We start from the raw sequence: 18,280 nt of genomic DNA on the forward strand, positions 1-18,280 counted from the left end.
GCCGCCCATGGAGATGTATCAGCTGCGCGCCTACGTCACGGCGGCCACGCTGGGCAGCGTCACGCGCACGGCCGAGGCCCTGCACCTGACGCAGCCCGCCATCACGGCCCAGATCAAGGCGCTGGAGGAAGAGTTGGGCGTGGCGCTGTTCGACCGGCGCCCGGGCCGCATCAGCCTCACGCGGGCTGGCGAGGCCCTGATGGAGCCCGCCCGGCAGGTGCTGGATGCGGCAGGACGCCTGCAGGGCCAGGCCCGCGAACTGCAGGGCGAGATCACCGGCCAGCTGCTGCTGGGCACGGTGGCCGACCCCGAGGCGCTGCGCCTGGGCTCGCTGCTGCATGGCCTGGTGGAGGCGCTGCCGCTGCTGGACATCAAGACACGCCAGGGCTGGGCCGAGGAGTTGCGCGCGCAGGTCGCGGCCGGCGGCCTGCAGGGCGCGTTCTACATCGGCGCCCACATGCCGCGCGACCTGGGCGCGCTGGTGCTGCAGACACTGCACTACCGCGTGGCGGCGCCGCCCGCGCTGCGCGAGCGCGTCCTGCAATCGGGCTGGAAGGACCTGGCGCAACTGCCCTGGATCGGTGCGCCCGCGCAGCATCATGAGCAGGCCCTGCTGCTGGCGCTGTTCGCCCGCCAGGGGCTGAGCCCCAATCAGATCGTGGAAAGCGATGCCGCCGCCGCGCCCGAGAGCCTGGTGCGCGCCGGCCTGGGCCTGGCGCTGCTGCGCGAGGACCGCGCCCTGGCCGCGGCCGAGCATGGCTGCGTGGCCATCTGGCCGCATGCGCGCGTGGCGGCGCAGCTGGGCTTCATCCACCCGCGCGAGGCCGAGCACGACCCGGCCCTGGTGGCCACGCTGTCGCAACTGCGCAGGGTCTGGGGGCTGACCGAGGTTCAGGCGGCGGCGCCGCCGCCGGCCTGAGGGGTGCCTGCCTGGACGATGGCCTCGACCAGCGCATCGAGGCTGCCCTGGCGTTCCTGCTCGCCCACCTCGAACAGCTCCAGCACGCCGGTGCCGCGCAGGATGGCGAAGGCCATGGCCGCAAAGCCCTGGGGGCGGGGATGGTGGGCCGCGATCTCGGGGAAGACGTCCAGGAAGCGGGTGTAGAACACGCTGTCCACATGTACGCGGCGCGCGTCCACGCGGTCGAACAGCGAGGGGGAGGCCTTGCAGCCGAAGAACATGCTCCAGGCCGCCTGGTAGTTGGCCGCGCCGAAGATGTTGTCCCAGGCCAGGGTGACGAAGGCCTCGGCACGCTCGCGCAGGGGCAGGGCCTTGTCGGGCCAGACTGTGCCCTGGTCGCTCAGCGGCTCCATGACCTCGATGACCAGCCGCTCCATCAGCGCATCACGGCTCTCGAAGTGGTGCTGCAGCGCGCCCAGCGACACATCGGCGCCGCGCGCGATGGCCTGCAGCGTGGCGCTCTTGAAGCCACCCTCGCGCAGCAGCGCCAGGGCGGAGTCGATGATCTTGCGTTGCGTTGTCTCCACACGCTCGGTCTGCGGCGTGCGTGCGCGCCGCTGCGTGGCGGACGTCGTCATGTTCTGGGCTCCAGAGGGCAAAAAAATAATAGTAGATTGTTTTTGTTTGTTGCGGGCGTTCAACCGTTGCCGGAGTGCGGCATGGCGGGCGGCAATGTGTCGATCGCCTTCGCTACTCCTTCTTTTTGGGCTTGTCCATAGGGATAAATTACAAGAAATAATAATTTATTGTTTTTTATAGTTGATACCCATCAACAAGGGGCGCACAAGGCCCCGCATTCCAACAGGCACCCCACGAGGAGACATTGCCGTGAAGACCACCGAAGTGTTCCAACCCCTGCGCCGCCGCGCGCCTTGCTGAGAGCCGGAGCACCCCCTTGATGCACAGTTCTTCTTCGCAGGGCCATCTGGAGCGCAGGCTCAAGAACCGCCATATCCAGCTCATCGCGCTGGGCGGCACCATCGGCACGGGCCTGTTCCTGGGCTCGGCCGGCATCATCGAGCTGGCCGGGCCGTCCGTGCTGCTCGGCTACGCCATTGGCGGGCTGATCATCTTTTTCATCATGCGTTTCCTGGGCGAGATGCTGGTGGAGGAGCCCAACGCGGGCTCGTTCAGCTATTTCGCCAACCGCTACCTGGGCCGCTTCGCGGGCTTTCTGGCGGGCTGGAACTGTGTGGCGCTGTATGTGCTCGTGGGCATGCTGGAGCTGACGGCCGCAGGCAAGTTCATCCAGTTCTGGTGGCCCGGCATACCCACCTGGGTGACGGCGGCGGTGTTCTTCGTGCTGATCAACGGCGTGAACTTCATCAACGTCAAGGCCTATGGCGAGTTCGAGTTCTGGTTCGCGCTGATCAAGATCGCGGCCGTGCTGGCCATGATCGCTGCGGGCGTGTATCTGCTGGCCAACGCCGACCGGCCCGAGCAGACCGTGCGCAACCTGTGGACGCACGGCGGCTTCTTTCCCAACGGCCTGTCCGGCTTGGTGATGGCCTTCGCCTTCATCATGTTCGCCTTCGGCGGCGTGGAGATGCTGGGCTTCGCGGCGGCCGAGACCGACCAGCCGCGCACCGTCATCCCCAAGGCCGTGAACCAGCTCATCTACCGCGTGCTGGTGTTCTACATCGGCTCCATGGCCGTGCTGATGTCGCTGATGCCCTGGACCGACCTGCTGGGCCAGCTCAAGGCCGGCGGCGACACCTACAGCAGCAGCCCCTTCGTGCTGGTGTTCTCGGGCCTGGGCGAGAACACGGCCGCCCACCTGCTGAACTTCGTGATCCTCACGGCCACGCTGTCGGTCTACAACAGCATGGTCTACAGCAACAGCCGCCTGCTGTACGGCATGGCCAGCGAAGGCAATGCGCCGCGCTCGCTGATGCAGGTCAACCGCCGCGGCGTGCCGGTGCGGGCCATCGTCTATCCGGCCATCTTCACGGCGCTGGCCATCGTGCTGAACTATGTGGCGCCGGCCGGTGTGCTCGAGTTGCTGATGTCGCTGATCGTGGCGGCCCTGGTGATTACCTGGACCATCATCATCGTGGCGCACTGGCGCTTTCGCCGGGCGCATGTGGCGCGCAAGACCGTGCTGGGCTTTCCCGCACCGGCCGCGCCGCTGACCAACGCCATCTGCCTAGCCGCCATGGCCCTGGTGGTGGGCGTGATGCTGCTGACACCGTCGGTGCGGTCCTCCGCGCTGGCCATTCCGATCTGGGTCCTGGTGGTCTACGGGGCCTATCGCCTCGTGTTCCGCCAACGTCCCACGCCTGTGCTGGAATCCGTACTGGAACCCGCGCACATCCCCCGTTGAAACCTTCAAGGAGAACCAACCATGGCAGACCTGTTCGACAACCCGATGGGCCTGATGGGCTTCGAATTCGTGGAATTCGCGTCGCCCGCGCCCGGCGTGCTGGAGCCGCTGTTCGAGAAGCTGGGCTTCACCCTGGTGGCCAAGCACCGTTCCAAGAACGTGCTGCTGTACCGCCAGGGAGGCATCAACTTCATCATCAACAATGAGCCGGGGCAGGCCGCCTATTTCGCGGCCGAGCACGGCGCCTCGGCCTGCGGCCTGGCCTTCCGCGTCAAGGACGCGCACCAGGCCTACAAGCGCGCGCTGGAACTGGGCGCTCAGCCGGTGGAGATCCCCACGGGTCCCATGGAGCTGCGCCTGCCGGCCATCAAGGGCATCGGCGGCGCGCCGCTGTACCTGATCGACCGCTTCGACGAAGGCAAGTCCATCTACGACATCGACTTCGAGTTCCTGCCCGGCGTGGACCGCAACCCCAAGGGCCACGGCTTCCATGTGGTGGACCACCTGACGCACAACGTCTACCGCGGCCGCATGACCTACTGGGCGGACTTCTACAGCAAGCTGTTCAATTTCCGCGAGATCCGCTACTTCGACATCTCGGGCGAGTACACGGGCCTGGCCTCCAAGGCCATGACCGCACCCGACGGCCTGATCCGCATTCCGCTGAACGAGGAATCGCGCCAGGGCGGCGGCCAGATCGAGGAGTTCCTCATGCAGTTCAACGGCGAGGGCATCCAGCACATCGCGCTGCTGACGGACAATCTGCTGGACTCCATCGACCAGCTGCAGATGGCCGGCATTCCGCTGCTGACCGCGCCCAACGACATCTACTACCAGAACCTGGAAGGCCGCCTGCCCGGCCACGGCCAGCCCGTGGGCGAGCTGCAGGCACGCGGCATCCTGCTGGACGGCACGACCGAGGGCGGCCAGCCGCGCCTGCTGCTGCAGATCTTCTCCCAGCCCATGCTGGGCCCCGTGTTCTTCGAGTTCATCGAGCGCAAGGGCAACTACCGCGAAGGCTTCGGCGAAGGCAATTTCAAGGCCCTGTTCGAGTCCATGGAGCGCGACCAGATCAACCGCGGCGTGCTGCAGGCCGAGGCACCGCAGGGCGCCTGATCCCGACGGACGCAGCGCGCCCGCCCGGCCCTGGCCGGGTGGGCGCGCTGTCGTCAGGGTAAACACGGGCGGCCCTACACTCGGTGCCCATGAATTCCCCCTCGATGCAACCGGTGGCGCTCGGTCAAAGCGCATTGCAAGTCAGCCCCATCTGCCTGGGCACCATGACGTTCGGCGAGCAGGTCGGCGAGGCCGAGGCCTTTGCCATCATGGACCGCGCGCTGGAGCGCGGCGTGGACTTCTTCGACACGGCCGAGATGTATGCCGTGCCCGCACGCGCCGAAACCTGCGGCGCCACCGAAACCATCATCGGCCGCTGGTTCGCCCAGCGCCCCGGCGCGCGCGCCAAGGTCGTGCTGGCCACCAAGGTGGCCGGTCCTTCGCGGGGCATGCCCTGGGTGCGCGAGGGCAAGGGCATGACGGCGGCCGACATCGCCGCCTCCTGCGAAGGCAGCCTGCGCCGCCTGGGCACGGACGTGATCGACCTCTACCAGATCCACTGGCCCGAGCGCAACGTGCCGGCCTTCGGCCAGCTGTACTACGACCCGTCCAAGGAAAGCTCGCAGACCGGCATCCACGAGCAGCTCGAGGCGCTGGGCCGCCTGGTCCGGGAAGGCAAGGTGCGCCACATCGGCCTGTCCAACGAAACGCCCTGGGGCGTGCACGAATTCGTGCGCCTGGCCGAGCAGCACGGCCTGCCGCGCGTGGCCTCGGTGCAGAACGCCTACTGCCTGCTCAACCGCAGCTGGGAAAACGGCATGGACGAAAGCTGCCACCGCCTGGGTGTCTCGCTGCTGGCCTATTCGCCGCTGGCCTTCGGCCTGCTCACGGGCAAGTTCGACGTGCATGCGCCCACCGATTCCGCTGCGCCGCAGGCCGCACGCATTGCGCGCTACGAGTCCGTGCGCAAGCAGCGCTGGGGCCGGCCCGAAGCCCTGGCCGCCGCGCGCCGCTACAACGCGCTGGCGCGCGAGCATGGCATGACGCCCACGCAGCTGGCGCTGGCGTTTTGCTACACCAAGTGGCAGGTGGCCAGCACCATCATCGGCGTGACGTCGGTGGCCCAGCTCGATGAGGACCTGAACGCCTGGGGCACGCAACTGTCGCCCGAATTGCTGTCGGCCATCGACGCCATCCGCTGGGAAGTGCGCGACCCTGCGCAATAGGCCTAGGCCCTGCGCAATAGGCCTCGCCACTGCATCTTCAGCGGCTGCACTCGCCCTTGAGCGCGGCGGCCGCCAGCATGGGCAGGCTCAGCAGGCCCATGCCGCCGCCCTTGAACTCGCCCTTCATGCAGTCGCCCTGGGCGGCCTGGCGCATGCCGCTGGCCAGCGGGTCCTCGCGCTGCGCATGGATCTGGGGCCTGACCAGGCCCTGCCGGGCCGCCGACTGCACGGCCTCGCGGCCTGCGGCCGAGTCCAGCAGGCGGCCCATGGCCCTGGCGCTGCGCGCGGTGTCCGGGACGGCCTCGGTGTCGGCGGGCACAGGCGCCTGCGCGGCGGCTGTCGCGGCCTGCTCCGTTGCCTTTGCAGCCCCTGCGCTTTGCCTTAATGGCGGTGCGACGGCGGCGGTGTCCGGCCGCCGCGTAGGCGCGGGCGCCGGTCCGGGCCGGGCAGCCACTGGAGCAGGAGCAGGAGAGGGGGCCGGCGTCGGCGTCGGCATCGGCATCGGCATCGGCGTCTCGACCCAGACCACCTGAAGGCGGTGCGCCTCGGCCTGCCCGGTGCCGGGCCGCGCAATGTCCGGGGCCAGACCCTGCCACAGCAGCGCCCCGTGCAGCAGCAGCGACAGCAGCAGGCCCGCGATCAGCCGCAGCCGTCCGCTGCTCAAGCCTCGGGCCCTGCCACCCATTCCAGCAGGTCGCCTGGCTGGCACTGGAGTGCCTCGCAGATGCGCTCCAGCGTGTCGAAGCGCACGCCGCGCACCTTGCCGCTCTTGAGCAGGGAAATGTTCTGTTCGGTGATGCCGACCATCTCGGCCAGTTCGCGCGAGCGCATCTTGCGGCGTGCCAGCATCACATCGAGGTGGACGATGATGGGCATGCTCAGACGAACCCCGCGTTCTCGTCGGCGATGCGCCGCGCCTGCAGCATCACATGGGCGATGGAGACCAGCACCACGCCGTGCAGGACCAGCAGGCCATCGTGCCAGTACAGGCCCAGCGTGACGAAGCGCTGCCCTGGCGGATTGCCCATGCTGGCCGCCACCGACATCAGCGCGCGCGTGAAGGGCAGGGCCAGCGCGCCCGCCAGCACCGTCCAGGCAAAGCGCATCAGGGCGTGCTGCGCCTGCTGGCCGAAGACACGGCCCTGCAGATACTCGCCGAACAGTGTCCACAACTGGCGCAGCGCATACAGGCCGCAGCCCACGGGCAGCAGGCTGACCAGTGCGGTGCGCCAGCGCGCAGCCATGTCCAGCGGCTGGCCGGGCGGCATGCCCAGCAGGCCTTCCGCCTGGCCCGAAAGATCTTGCGGCGACAGCAGGGCGGCTGCCGGCAGGGCCAGCAGCGCGACGGCACCGAGCGCAATCAGGATGCGCGCGGCCTGGGAGTGGCGCCTCAGGGCGTTGCCCGCGGCGTGGGGCGTATAGTTCATGGCACAGCCTTGTATTGATGAATCGATAAAAAATTATTGTAAAACGATAAAAAATTCATGTCCAAGAAAAACTCTCATGTCAGCGAGACACCGGCCACGCAGCTGCTGCGCGCCCACAAGGTGGAGTTCACCGAGCACCCCTATGAGTACCTGGAACACGGCGGCACCGAGCACAGCGCGGCCAGCCTGGGCCTGGACGAGCACATGGTGGTCAAGACCCTGGTGATGCAGGACCAGGACGCCAGGCCGCTGATCGTGCTCATGCACGGCGACTGCAAGGTCTCCACCAAGAACCTGGCGCGGCAGATCGGCGCCAAGAGCGTGGAGCCCTGCAAGCCCGAAGTCGCCAACCGCCACAGCGGCTACCTGGTCGGCGGCACCTCGCCCTTCGGCACGCGCCGCGACATGCCGGTCTATATCGAAGAGAGCATCCTGGCGCTGCCGCGCATCGCCATCAACGGCGGGCGCCGGGGCTTTCTGGTGCAGCTGGACCCGCAGGTCTGCGTGCAGCTGCTGGATGCACGGCCCGTGCACTGCGCGCTGGCAGAATAGATGCCCTGAAGAAATGAACATGACTTGCGCACACGGGAAGGCGGCCACCGCCTCCAACGGGTTCGCGCAGGTCCTGATGAAAAACATGTGTCGGCGATCAGGGAGGGCGGGCCATCATGGCCGGCCGGATCGCGCGCCGGCGCTCCACAGACCGGCCAAGGACTTCAATTGAACGCGCTCTACCCCCTTCTCGCCACCGTGGCGGCCTACCTGATCGGCTCGCTGTCGTTCGCCGTCATCGTCAGCCGGGCCATGGGCCTGAACGATCCGCGCACCTACGGCAGCGGCAACCCCGGCGCCACCAATGTGCTGCGTTCCGGCAGCAAGGCGGCCGCAGCCGTGACCCTGTTGCTGGACGCCGCCAAGGGCTGGCTGCCCGTGGCCCTGGTGCAATGGTTCGGCAGCCGCTTCGGCCTGGGCGACGGCACGGTGGCCATGGTGGCGCTGGCCGCCTTCCTGGGCCACCTGTACCCGGTGTTCTTCCGCTTCAAGGGCGGCAAGGGCGTGGCCACGGCCCTGGGCGTGCTGCTGGGCATCAGCGTCTGGCTGGGCCTGGCGGTGGCGCTGACCTGGCTGATCATTGCCGTGTTCTTCCGCTATTCCTCGCTGGCGGCCCTGGTGGCCTCCGTGTTCGCCCCCGTCTACTACCTCCTGTGCAGTGGCGTGGTCTGGTATGCCGAGACGCCGATTGCCGCCGCCATCGTCGCCATGGCGGCCCTGCTGATCTGGCGCCACCGCGAGAACATCCAGCGCCTGATGGCCGGCAAGGAATCCAGGCTGGGCAGCAAGAAGGCCGACCCGGCAGCCGCCGCTGCCAAGCCCGGCACGGCCAAAGGCAAGCCGCATTGACCGTCGCCGCCGCGCTGCGCACCACGGGTGCAGCATGCGTGCAGGGCGTGGCCGGCCAGCCGCGCTTCAGGCCCTCTCACCACTGACGACCTTCTCACATGGCATCGAGTCCATCGCAGCGCGTCTACCGCGCACCTTGCCCCGGCTGCGGCGCGCCCGTGGAATTTTCCAGCGCCCAGGCCAGCTACGCCGTCTGCGAGTTCTGCCGCAGCACCGTGGTGCGCCAGGGCGATGTGCTGCAGCGCCGCGGCTCCATGGCCGAGGTCTTCGAGGACTACAGCCCCCTGCGCATCGGCGCCACGGGCCAGATGCTGCGCAACGGCAAGCCCGAGCACTTCACCCTGGTCGGGCGGCTGCAGCTCAAGAGTGAGGCGGGCGCCTGGAGCGAATGGGTTGCCGCGTTCAGCGATGGTGCGCTGGGCTTTCTGAGCGAGGACAACGGCCAGTTCGTCTGGTCCTGGCCCTGGGAGGCCGAGGCCCTGCGCAACGGGCCGTTCAAGGCCTCCGACTGGCTGCTGGGCTCGCAGCGCGTGCTCGGCGGCAAGAGCTTCACGGTCAGCAGCGTGCAGAACGCGCGGCTGGTATCGGCCCAGGGCGAGCTGGCGCAGCTGCCCGAGCCCGGCACGCCGTACTGGCTGGTGGAGCTGCGCAGCGAGCAGGGCCAGGTCCTGTCCGTGGACTTCTCGGCCCAGCCGCCTGCGCTGAGCCTGGGCGAGCGCGTGGTACTGGACGACCTCAGGCTGCAGGGCCTGCGCGACGGCGCCTCGCTCAAGGGCGAACAGGGCCGGCACTTCAACTGCCCCAAGTGCGGCGCCGTGGTGCCCGTGCGCTTCACCACCACCAAGAGCCTGAGCTGCCCCAGTTGCGGATCGCTGGTGGACCTGAGCCAGGGCATTGGCAAGGAACTGTCCTATGCCGAACAGAACGAGCCCGTGCGCCCCGCCATCCCCCTGGGCAGCAAGGGCGCATTGGAAGGCCTGCAATGGCAGGTGGTGGGCTTTCAGCACCGCATGGGCCAGGAGCCTGGCGACGACGAGAGCTTTGGCTGGGAGGAATACCTGCTGTTCAGCCAGAAGGCCGGCTTCGCCTTCCTGGTCGATTCCTCCGATGGCTGGAGCATGGCCCGCGTGACCACGGGCGTGCCCAAGCTCTCCAAGAACCGCAGCACGGCCAAGTACATGGGCCGGCAGTACCAGCTTGAATCGCGCTACACGGCCGAGACCACCTATGCGCTGGGCGAGTTCTACTGGCCCGTGCAGCGCGGCCAGACAACGCGCAATGTGGACTATGTGAGCGCAGGCGCGCAGAACAAGGCCTTTCTGGCCAGCGAGACCGAGAACGGCGAGACCACCTGGTCGCATGGCAGCGCCGTCTCGGCCACCACGCTGGCCACGGCCTTCGGCCTCAAGCAGCTGCGGGACCGCTCGCAGGTCGGGGTGATGTCGGGCAGCCGCTTCGGCCTGTGGACCATCGTCATCGGCGTGGTCATCCTGTGGCTGGTGTTCGTCATGCTGCGCGGCTGCATGTCGCGCCCGAACTGCAACCCGAACACCGATCCCAACTGCAACAGCTACACCCGCAGCAGCGGCGGCTCCTGGGGTGGCTACACCTCGGGCGGCAGCCACAAGTAAACAACGGAGAAACTGATCATGAACTTCGACTGGTTCAACCCCGCCGCCTTCTTCGGCTCGATCCTCTATGCGCTGGTGGGCGTGGTGGTGTTCTGGCTGTGCTTCATCATCATCGACAAGATCACGCCCGTGGACATGTGGGCCGAGATCGTCGAGAAGCACAACAAGGCGCTGGCCATGGTGGTGGCCGCCATGTGCCTGGGCATCAGCATCATCGTCGCTGCCGCCATCCACTGAACGGGGCCGCCAGGCCCCCCCACTCCCCATCTCCTGCCGACACGCAGCCCGCCTGAAAAGGTGCGGCTGCGCTGCGCATGGCGGCGTTGCTGCGTGGCAACAAATTCCTTGTTGATAGTGAGTTTGCAAATGATATTCGTTTGCATTCTAAATAGAATCGCCCCCTTCATTCGAAGAGAGGGTTTCCATGACAGACCATCAAGCTGCCCGCAAGGCAAGGCTTTCAGTGGGTGTGACCGCTGGCATCATCACCACCGCGCTGGCGGGCGCGGTCCATGCCCAGGAGGCCGCTCCAGCCGTTCCAGCCGATCCGGCCCAGGCACAGACGCAGACGCAGCCTCAACAGGCGCACACCCTGCCCACGCTGCAGGTCAACGCCTCCCAGTACGACCCTGACGACGTGCGCCCCGAAGGCGTGACCACGGCGACCAAGACCTATCTGGCGCCCAAGGACATCCCGCAGACCATCGATACGCTGGAGGTCAACAAATACAAGAGCTACGGCATCAACGACCTGGCCACCATGCTGGACGGCGTGCCGGGCGTGAACACCACCTACGACATGCGTGGCGAGGGCGTGTACATCCGCGGCTTCAAGGCCGACGAGAGCGACATCTACCGCGACGGCGTGCGAGAAAGCGGCCAGGTGCGCCGCAGCACGGCCAATGTGGAGCGCATCGAGATCCTCAAGGGACCGGCCTCCGTGCTCTACGGCCGCAGCGCGGGCGGCGGCGTGGTCAACATGGTGAGCAAGCAGGCGCGCTTCGACGCCAAGAGCAGCATCACGCTGCGCGGCGGCTCCTGGGACAACGTGGGCGGCACCATCGACATCAACCGCGTGCTCAACGAGAACGTGGCCGTGCGCCTGACGGCCGACCGCGAGCAGGCCCACAGCTTCCGCGAAGGCATACGCAACCGCAACGAGATGGTCTCGCCCAGCATCCTGGTGGACACCCGCACGGGATGGCGCTGGACCGGCCAGTACACCTATGACAACGTCTGGCGCGTGCCCGATCGCGGTCCGGTCTATGACCAGTTGCCAGCCGGCGTTTCCATCCGCAAGGGCTTCGCGGCACCGGGCGACTACGTGGAAGATCGCCTGCGCGTGCTGCGCTCCGACCTGTCCTATGACTTCAACAACCGCTGGAACCTGCGCTGGGTGGCCAGCAAGCGCGAGGCCAGCCAGGACTTCGACCACTATTTCGCCGGTACCTACCGCGCCGCCACCGGCAAGATCACGCCCAACTACGCTTGGCAGCAGACCCGCAACACCACGCTGTCCAACACGCTGGACCTGACGGGCAAGTTCAGCACGGGCAGCATCAAGCACGACCTGCTGGTGGGCCTGGAGGCCAGCGAGGAAGAGCGCGCGCCGCGCGTCGGCCAGCCCGGCAGCACCTTCTCCTACGATCCGTTCCAGCCCATCGTCTGGCCCAGCCGTCCGGTGCAGGGCAAGCCGACCCAGGACAACTATCACAAGGGCAAGGGCCAGGCGCTGTACATGCAGGACCTGGTCAGCCTGACCGAGCAGTGGAAGCTGCTGCTGGGCCTGCGCTACGACAGCTATGACTTCCAGAGCACCAACAAGATCGCCAATCTCACGCGCAAGACCGACGGCAACGGCTTCAGCCCGCGCGTGGGCGTGGTGTGGCAGCCGGTGCGTGAGCACAGCTTCTATGCGTCCTGGAACAAGAGCTACTCGCCCTATGGCGGCCGCGGCATCCTGACCGTGGAAACCGCCGTGGGCGCGGTGCCGGACGACGAGCCCCAGTACTCGCGCCAGTCCGAGGTCGGCGTCAAGAGCGACTGGCTGGGCGGTGCGCTGTCCACCCAGGTCTCCGTCTACCAGCTGGAGAAGTACAACATCCGCTACCGCCCCGATCCCGAGAACGATCCCTACACCTGGGCCATCCGGGGCAAGGACCGTTCGCGCGGCATCGAGTTCAGCGCGGCCGGCCGCGTGGCCAGTTCCTGGTATGTGCGAGGCGGCGTGGCCTTCATGGAGGCCAAGGTGGCTGAAGACGCGCAAAACCCCGCCAACGTGGGCCTGTACCTGCGTGACACGGCCAAGCGCAACGGCAACCTGTTCCTGCGCTATGCGCCCAAGGGCCCCTGGTATGGCGAAGTCGGCGTGACCTACACGGGCAGCCGCTTCACCAACGCCGCCAACACGGCTCTCCTGCCCGGCTACACGCGCTGGGATGCGCTGGTGGGCTGGCGCCAGGACGCCTGGACCGTGACCGTGGCGCTGTCCAACCTGTTCGACAAGCAGTACTGGCGCTCCAGCTCCATGCCAGGCGCACCGCGCAGCGTTCTGGTCAGCGCCAACTACCAGTTCTGACGGCGGCGCCCGAGGCGCTGCGCTCCTTCCCGCTTTGCACGGTGTCCGTTGCACGCGGGAAGGGGCGCATCGCGCACAATACCGGCCGTGCAAACCTCAGCCCCTCTTGCCGGCGCGCAGCCGGCGCGTCCCATCGACATCGCCCTGCTGGTCAGCGTCTTCGTGATCGCGGCCTGCGGCCTGCTTTACGAACTGGCTGCGGGTGCGCTGGCTTCCTATCTGCTGGGCGATTCGGTCCTGCAGTTCTCCACCATCATCGGCAGCTATCTGTTCGCCATGGGCATCGGCTCATGGCTTTCGCGCTATTTCGAGGACCATCTGCCCGCGCACTTTCTGCGCATCGAGCTGATGGTGGCCCTGGTCGGCGGCGCGCTGCCGGCCACGCTGTTCATTGCCAACGCCTACGCGCCCGGCGCGTTCCGGTTCCTGCTGTACGGCATGGTGCTGGTGGTGGGCACGCTGGTGGGGCTGGAGATTCCGCTGGTGATGCGCATCCTCAAGCGCAATGTGACGCTCAAGGACCTGGTGTCCCAGGTGCTGACCTTCGACTACCTGGGCGCGCTGGCCGTGTCGCTGGCATTTCCGCTGCTGCTGGTGCCCAAGCTGGGCCTGGTGCGCACAGGGCTGCTGTTCGGCTTCATGAATGCGGCGGTGGCGGTCTGGGCACTGCTGCTGTTTCGCCATGAACTGCGGCGCCCGCGTGCCCATGCCCTGGCCTGCGCGGCCGTGCTGGCCCTGCTGGGCACGGGCATCTGGGGCGCCGACCATCTGACGCGCCTGGCCGACGACCATTTCTACCAGGACCGCATCGTGCTCTCCAGCAGCTCGCCCTACCAGCGCATCGTGGTGACGCAGGGGCGCCAGGGCGCGCGGCTGTACCTCAACGGCAACCTGCAGTTCGCCCAAAGCGACGAGTACCGCTACCACGAGGCCCTGGTCCACCCCGTGATGGCCGCGCATGGCGCGCCCAAGCGCGTGGCCGTGCTGGGCGGCGGCGACGGCATGGCCGTGCGCGAGGTGCTCAAGTACCCCTCGGTGGAGTCGGTCACCCTGGTGGAGCTGGACCCGGCCATGACCGACCTGTTCAAGGACAACGCCATGCTGCGCCGGCTCAACGGCGAAGCGCTCAGCGATGCGCGCGTGCACATCCTCAATACCGACGCCTTCCACTGGCTGCAGCAGGGCGGCGATACCTTCGACGTGGTCATCGTCGATTTCCCCGACCCGACCAATTTCGCCATCGGCAAGCTGTTCACCAACAGCTTCTATGCCTTGCTGGACAAGCGCCTGGCGGCCAGCGGCTACGCCGTGGTGCAGACCACCTCGCCCCTGATCGCACGCAAGAGCTACTGGACCGTGGTGCAGACCATCGAATCCATCGGCCTGCAGGCCACGCCCTACCACGCGCATGTGCCCAGCTTTGGCGAATGGGGCTTCGTCATCGCCAGCCACCGGCCTTGGCGCGAGCCCGATGCCCTGCCTGCGGGCCTGCGCTTTCTGAGCGCGCAGACCATGGCGCTGATGTTCGACTTCCCGCTGGACATGGCGCGCGTGCCGGCCGAAGTCAACCGCCTGTCCAACCAGGTGCTGGTCAACACCTACGAGCGCGAATGGGGCAGGGTGGAGCGTTGAGCACCGGCCTCTTGCCCCTGTGGAGCCGGCGCCAATGGCTGCAGGGCCTGGCCGGCGGCGCGGCCCTGGGCCTAGGCCTGTCCGGCTGTACGCCAACGCCACCGCGGCTTGAAGACCTGCCCGGCGGATTCAGCGGCGTGGCGCTGGAGCGCGGCCATGCCTTGCGCGCGTTCTGGCAGCGCCTGGCCCAGGGCCTGGCGCTGCCGGCACCGGCCGTGGTGCACCGTGCCAAGGTGGTGATTGCCGGCGGCGGCATGGCAGGCCTGGCCGCCGCGCGCGCACTGGAGCTGGCGGGAGTGCAGGGCGTGGCCCTGCTGGACACGCAGCAGGCCATGGGCGGCAACAGCCAGGGCGGCAGCATTGCGGGCCTGCCCTGTCCGCTGGGTGCCCACTATCTGCCCCTGCCCGGCGACGATGCGGCCGAGGTGCAGGACTGGCTGGAGGCCCTGGGCTTGCGCCAGCGCCGCGCAGGCCGCTGGCAGTACGACGAGCGCCATCTGTGCCACAGCCCGCAGGAGCGCCTGTTCTGGCAGGGCGCCTGGCATGAGGGCCTGCTGCCCGTCGATGGCGTGGCGTCGCGCACGCTGGAGCAGTACGAACTCTTTGCGCGCAGCGTGGCCCAGGAGATGGACAGGGCGGCCTTTGCCATGCCGTCCATCCGTGTCTGGCAGCGCGAGGGCCGGCTGCCCGCCGCCCATGCCGCGCTGGACAGCCAGACCATGCAGGCCTGGCTGACCAGCCAGGGCATCGATGATGCGCAGCTGATCTGGTATCTGGAGTACTGCTGCCGCGACGACTTTGGCGCGGGCCTGGCGCGCGTATCGGCCTGGGCAGGCATTCACTATTTCGCCAGCCGCCATGGCTTCTCGGCCCCGCGCCGCCAGGACGAGCGCACGGCAGAAGAGGCCGGCGACGCCGTGCTGACCTGGCCCCAGGGCAATGGCTGGCTGTCACAGCAGCTGGTGGCAGGGCTGGGCTCCACCGACCTGCAGACGGATTGCAGCGTGCTATCCATCGCCGAAGGTGCCGACGGTGTGGAGATCGACGTCTACCACCATGGCCGCCAGCAGCACGAGCGCTGGCTGGCCGCGCGCTGCGTCGTGGCCCTGCCCAGCTTCATCGCGGCACGCGTGGTGCGCGATGCGCCGGATTTCCTGCGCGCGGTGGCGGGCCGGCTGGACTGGGCGCCCTGGCTGGTGGCCAACATCCATCTGCAGCGGCCGCTGGCCGACCGGCCCGGCGCCGATCCTGCCTGGGACAACGTGCTGTTTGCCGATCCGAATGCGGGCGGTCTGGGTTACGTGGACGCGGGCCACCAGGGCCTGGACCGGCTCACGCCCCGGCCCACGGTGCTCAGTTATTACCAGGCGCTGGGCGACTGGCCTGACGGGCGCGCGCAACTGCTGGGCCAGCCCTTCGGCTTCTGGCGGGACCGCATCGTCGGCAGCCTGCTCGTCCCCCATCCCGACCTGCTGCACAAGGCCACGCGCATGGAGATCACGCGCTACGGCCACGCCATGGCCATTCCCCGGCCTGGCGACCAGCAACTGCTCAGCCAAGTGGCGCTGCAGTCGCACCACCGGGGCCGCAGCGCGCAGTGCGCCGGCGAGCGCGTGGCCCTGCTGCCCACGCCGGGCACGCGCCGCCTGTGGTTCGCGCATTCCGACTGGGCCGGCTACTCGGTGCTGGAAGAGGCCTTCACGCGCGGCCACCATGCGGGCCTGTGGGCCGGCGCCTGATCTCCATACCGACCTCTTTCGTGGATTCCTGATCGCCGGGCAAGCTGCTGCCGGTTCGTCGCTGGCCGCGTCCGCCAGCGGGTTTGCCCTTGTCCGTGTGCCGTAGATGCCTGGCTATAGTTCTATTTGATAGATCTTGATTCTGTCAGATAGAACTTTGAAAAAGGCTACGAAACGCACATGGGCAACTATCTACCGGTGAGGCCGGATTGGCTGGGCCTGCACGAGGAGGAGATCCTTGAGCCATCGCTGGCCATCGTCGATGCCCACCACCATTTCTACGATCGACCGGGCTGGCGCTACCTGGCGGACGAGTACCTGGCCGACGCGGGCTCGGGCCACAGGGTCCGTGCCTCGGTCTACATGCAGGCACTGACGCGCTACCGCACTACCGGCCCGCAGGCGATGCAGCCGGTGGGCGAGACCGAGTTCGTGGTGCAGGCGGCGGAGCGCGTGCAGGACGTGCAAGAGCACAGGCAAGGCCATGCGGCCTGTGTCCTGGCGCAGGGCATCGTCGGATATGCGGACCTGCGCGCCGGTGCGGCGGTGCGCGAGGTGCTGCTGGCCCATCTGGAGGCCGGCAAGGGGCGCTTTCGCGGCATCCGGCACCTGGCGACCTGGGACGCGGACAGTTCCCTGGTCAATCCCCTGACCGCCGCGCCGCAGGGCCTGCTGCTGGACCAGGCCTACCGGCAGGGCGTGGCGCAGTTGGCGCCGCTGGGGCTTTCCTTCGATGCCTGGCTGCTTTTTCCGCAGCTGCCGGAGCTGCTGGACCTGGCACTGGCCTTTCCGCAGACGGCCGTGATCATCAACCACTGCGGGGGCGTGGCGCGCATCGGCGCCTATGAAGGCCGGCATGCCGAGGTGTTCGAGCGCTGGAAGGCCTCCATGCAGGCCCTGGCCCGGCTGCCCAATGTGTACGTGAAGCTCGGCGGGCTGGGCATGCGCATCAACGGATTCGGCTTCGAGAAAGCTGACAGGCCTGCGGCCTCGGAGCAACTGGCTGCGGCCTGGAGACCGTGGATGGAGACCTGCATCGAGGCATTCGGCGCCGACCGCTGCATGTTCGAGAGCAATTTCCCGGTGGACAAGGGCTCCTTCAGCTACGCCACCTGCTGGAACGCCTTCAAGCGGCTGGCGGCGGGCGCAAGTGCCGCCGAGCGCCAGGCCCTTTTCGAAGGAACGGCAAGCCGCGTGTACCGGCTGGGCCAGGCGCAGCCCGAATGACGCTGCATCACCGGAGCCATCTGCCTCGCCTGCCCCATCGATCCCATCTCACCCGACTCACCCGATTCACCCGACTTATTCGTCCAAGCCATCATTCCAAGGAGACCGCCATGCCATCCCTCATCTCTCGTCGCGCCATGCTGGCGCTGGCCGGCACAGCCTGCCTCGGCCCCACCTGGGCGGCGGCCCAGGGCAAGCCCGTGACCATCATCGTGCCGTATGCGCCGGGCGGCAGCGCCGATCTGGTGACGCGCGTGATCGCGCAGTTCGCCGCGCCGGGACTGGGCTCTGCCTTGGTGGTGGACAACCGCACCGGCGGTGGCGGCGTGGTGGGCTGGAGCGCGGCCGCACGTGCCGCGCCCGACGGCCAGACGCTGCTGACCGTGGAGCTGTCCTATGCCATTGCAGCCGGCCTGATGCCGAACCTGCCCTTCGATCCGCGCAAGGCGTTCACCCAGGTCACCACGGCGGTGAAGGTGCCCCATGTGCTGGTGGTCAACCCCCAGGTGCAGGCGCGCAGCGTGGGCGAGTTCATTGCGCTGGCCAGGGCGCAGCCCGGCAAGCTCAACTACGGCTCTGGCGGCAACGGCACCAACACCCACCTGGCCGGCGAGCTGTTCAAAAGCGCAACGGGCGCGGATCTGGTCCATGTGCCGTACAAGGGCGCGGGCGCCGTGCTGGCCGACCTGATGGGCAACCAGGTGCAGGCCCTGATCACTTCGGTCCCCACGGCGCTGCCCTACATCCGAAGCGGCAAGCTCAGGGCACTGATGGTGACGGGCTCGGAGCGCAATGCAACGCTGCCTGATGTGCCTTGTGCCAAAGAGGCCGGCATCCCCGCCATGGACATCGACTACTGGATTGGCATAGGTGCCCCGGCCGGCACGCCTGCGGCCGCCGTCGCCCGGTTGAACAAGGAATTCAACGCGGCACTTGCCCAGCCGCAGGCCAGCCGGAAGATGGCAGAGATGGGGCTGTCCGTGGTGGCGAACACGCCCGAGCAGGCCACGCGATGGGTGCAGAACGAGATACAGCGCTGGAGTGCCGTGATCCGGCAGGCGGGCATCAAGGCCGATTGA

General features: G+C 67.9%; 17 protein-coding genes. 13 read left to right on the forward strand and 4 right to left on the reverse strand.

Translation table 11 applies throughout. From position 1 onward, the window contains the following. The first annotated feature begins 7 nt into the window (after positions 1 to 7). Entirely contained in the window at positions 8 to 919 is a 912-nt protein-coding gene (locus LGR64_RS06380) for a LysR family transcriptional regulator (protein WP_141834731.1), read from the forward strand. Here the strand turns inward: LGR64_RS06380 and LGR64_RS06385 are convergent. Next, on the reverse strand, positions 892 to 1,539 hold the full coding sequence (locus LGR64_RS06385) for a TetR/AcrR family transcriptional regulator (protein WP_016449233.1): 648 nt from the start codon (positions 1,537 to 1,539) through the stop codon (positions 892 to 894). The genes LGR64_RS06380 and LGR64_RS06385 overlap by 28 nt on opposite strands. Before the next feature lie 320 nt (positions 1,540 to 1,859). On the opposite strand from LGR64_RS06385, the gene LGR64_RS06390 reads away from it, so the two are divergent. The 3 genes from LGR64_RS06390 (at position 1,860) to LGR64_RS06400 (ending at position 5,566) form a co-directional block, all read left to right on the forward strand. Continuing rightward, positions 1,860 to 3,284: an amino acid permease gene (locus tag LGR64_RS06390; RefSeq protein ID WP_065348041.1), complete on the forward strand. Its 1,425-nt coding sequence runs from the start codon at positions 1,860 to 1,862 to the stop codon at positions 3,282 to 3,284. Between the two features lie 21 nt (positions 3,285 to 3,305). After that, positions 3,306 to 4,400 (forward strand): 4-hydroxyphenylpyruvate dioxygenase, encoded by a 1,095-nt coding sequence (hppD, locus tag LGR64_RS06395; protein ID WP_063325866.1) that lies wholly within the window; start codon positions 3,306 to 3,308, stop codon positions 4,398 to 4,400. A gap of 104 nt (positions 4,401 to 4,504) precedes the next feature. Further along, a complete protein-coding gene (locus tag LGR64_RS06400; protein WP_141834800.1) occupies positions 4,505 to 5,566 on the forward strand; it encodes an aldo/keto reductase in 1,062 nt (353 codons plus the stop codon). Between the two features lie 37 nt (positions 5,567 to 5,603). Here the strand turns inward: LGR64_RS06400 and LGR64_RS06405 are convergent, their stop codons facing one another. From LGR64_RS06405 to LGR64_RS06415, 3 genes are read right to left on the reverse strand one after another with little or no spacing between them, the layout of a single operon-like run. Continuing rightward, positions 5,604 to 6,230 carry a hypothetical protein gene (locus LGR64_RS06405; RefSeq protein ID WP_230355091.1) on the reverse strand — a complete coding sequence of 209 codons (627 nt, stop codon included), beginning with the start codon at positions 6,228 to 6,230 and terminating at the stop codon, positions 5,604 to 5,606. Beyond that, positions 6,227 to 6,442, reverse strand: a complete 216-nt coding sequence (locus LGR64_RS06410) for a helix-turn-helix domain-containing protein (RefSeq protein ID WP_013801570.1) — start codon at positions 6,440 to 6,442, stop codon at positions 6,227 to 6,229. Before LGR64_RS06410 ends, LGR64_RS06405 begins: the two co-directional genes overlap by 4 nt. 2 nt (positions 6,443 to 6,444) lie before the next feature. Beyond that, positions 6,445 to 6,993, reverse strand: a complete 549-nt coding sequence (locus tag LGR64_RS06415) for a DUF2975 domain-containing protein (protein WP_141834737.1) — start codon at positions 6,991 to 6,993, stop codon at positions 6,445 to 6,447. Positions 6,994 to 7,050: 57 nt separating this feature from the next. Between LGR64_RS06415 and ybaK the strand changes: the two genes are divergently transcribed. The 9 genes from ybaK (at position 7,051) to LGR64_RS06460 (ending at position 18,280) form a co-directional block, all read left to right on the forward strand. Then, the gene (ybaK, locus tag LGR64_RS06420) at positions 7,051 to 7,545 is read left to right on the forward strand and encodes a Cys-tRNA(Pro) deacylase (RefSeq protein ID WP_012206589.1); all 495 of its coding nucleotides are present in this window, start codon (positions 7,051 to 7,053) and stop codon (positions 7,543 to 7,545) included. 168 nt (positions 7,546 to 7,713) lie between these two features. Further along, positions 7,714 to 8,394: a glycerol-3-phosphate 1-O-acyltransferase PlsY gene (gene plsY / locus LGR64_RS06425; RefSeq protein ID WP_013801572.1), complete on the forward strand. Its 681-nt coding sequence runs from the start codon at positions 7,714 to 7,716 to the stop codon at positions 8,392 to 8,394. 98 nt (positions 8,395 to 8,492) lie between these two features. After that, positions 8,493 to 10,025, forward strand: coding sequence for a DUF4178 domain-containing protein (locus tag LGR64_RS06430; RefSeq protein ID WP_088164171.1), 1,533 nt, complete (start codon positions 8,493 to 8,495; stop codon positions 10,023 to 10,025). 18 nt (positions 10,026 to 10,043) lie between these two features. Continuing rightward, entirely contained in the window at positions 10,044 to 10,262 is a 219-nt protein-coding gene (locus LGR64_RS06435) for a DUF350 domain-containing protein (protein WP_013801574.1), read from the forward strand. Between the two features lie 187 nt (positions 10,263 to 10,449). Next, the gene (locus LGR64_RS06440) at positions 10,450 to 12,603 is read left to right on the forward strand and encodes a TonB-dependent receptor (protein ID WP_230355092.1); all 2,154 of its coding nucleotides are present in this window, start codon (positions 10,450 to 10,452) and stop codon (positions 12,601 to 12,603) included. A gap of 87 nt (positions 12,604 to 12,690) precedes the next feature. Then, entirely contained in the window at positions 12,691 to 14,235 is a 1,545-nt protein-coding gene (locus LGR64_RS06445) for a polyamine aminopropyltransferase (protein ID WP_034395892.1), read from the forward strand. Further along, positions 14,214 to 15,974, forward strand: coding sequence for an FAD-dependent oxidoreductase (locus LGR64_RS06450; RefSeq protein ID WP_230355093.1), 1,761 nt, complete (start codon positions 14,214 to 14,216; stop codon positions 15,972 to 15,974). The genes LGR64_RS06445 and LGR64_RS06450 overlap by 22 nt, the downstream gene beginning before the upstream one ends. Before the next feature lie 180 nt (positions 15,975 to 16,154). Then, positions 16,155 to 17,201 (forward strand): amidohydrolase family protein, encoded by a 1,047-nt coding sequence (locus tag LGR64_RS06455; protein ID WP_230355094.1) that lies wholly within the window; start codon positions 16,155 to 16,157, stop codon positions 17,199 to 17,201. Positions 17,202 to 17,311: 110 nt separating this feature from the next. Beyond that, the gene (locus LGR64_RS06460; protein WP_230355095.1) at positions 17,312 to 18,280 is read left to right on the forward strand and encodes a Bug family tripartite tricarboxylate transporter substrate binding protein; all 969 of its coding nucleotides are present in this window, start codon (positions 17,312 to 17,314) and stop codon (positions 18,278 to 18,280) included.

Origin of the sequence: Delftia sp. Lp-1, from assembly GCF_020523835.1 — a bacterium.
Lineage (GTDB): Bacteria > Pseudomonadota > Gammaproteobacteria > Burkholderiales > Burkholderiaceae_C > Comamonas > Comamonas acidovorans.